At 69.0% G+C, this 770-nt stretch carries 2 protein-coding genes; both read left to right on the forward strand.

From position 1 onward, the window contains the following. Position 1 precedes the first annotated feature (1 nt). Positions 2-544, forward strand: a complete 543-nt coding sequence (locus ACNAW0_RS30495) for an IS607 family transposase (protein ID WP_416291500.1) — start codon at positions 2-4, stop codon at positions 542-544. Beyond that, the coding region (locus ACNAW0_RS30500; RefSeq protein WP_416291501.1) for a helix-turn-helix domain-containing protein at positions 541-770 on the forward strand (230 nt) is incomplete at its 3' end. The genes ACNAW0_RS30495 and ACNAW0_RS30500, both read left to right, overlap by 4 nt.

Here is a 770-nt window from a genome sequence, read left to right on the forward strand (position 1 = left end):
CGTGACCTATCAGACCGCTTGGCGGTGGGTGAAGGACGGCAAGATGCCCGTTCCTGTCCGTCAGGTGCCGTCTGGTACGTGGATTGTGGAGGAGGCGCGGTCCGCGGCCGGTCGTGTGGTCGGCTACTGTCGCGTGTCCTGCAGCGGTCAGGAGGGTGACCTGGACCGGCAGACCGTGCGGGTGGTGGAGGGGGCGAACGCCCAGGGCCTGGCGGTGGCGGAGGTCGTGACTGAGGTCGGCTCGGGCCTGGACGGCAAGCGCCGCAAGCTGCATCGCCTTCTCGCCGACCCGACTGCGGCGGTGATCGTGGTCGAGCGCAAGGACCGGCTGGCCCGGTTCGGTGTGGAGCACCTGCAAGCCGCGCTTTCTGCGACCGGGCGTCGCCTGGTGGTTCTGGACCTGGAGGAGTCCACGGACGACTTGGTCAAGGAGATGGCCGAGGTGTTGACGTCGATGTGTGCCCGGCTGTACGGGCAGCGGGCGGGCAAGAGCCGTGCCGCTCGCGCTCTGGCCGCGGCGACCGGCGAGGAGCCGTTGGTGTGAAGAAGTTCGTGCCGCGTCCTGGTTTCGTGGTTCAGGCGTTTCGTTTCGCGTTGGATCCGAACGCCGGGCAGGAGCAGCGGTTGCGGTCGCATTGTGGTGCGGCTCGTGCCGCCTACAACTGGGCCGTTTCCTGGGTGATGGCGTCGTGGTGGCAGCGCAAGGCCGAGGCGTCCTACGGCGTCGCCGAGCAGGAACAGACGCCGTGGCGGCCGTGGTCGCTGCTGGC

It is taken from the genome of Micromonospora sp. SL1-18 (assembly GCF_047921505.1).
Taxonomy (GTDB): Bacteria; Actinomycetota; Actinomycetes; order Mycobacteriales; family Micromonosporaceae; genus Micromonospora.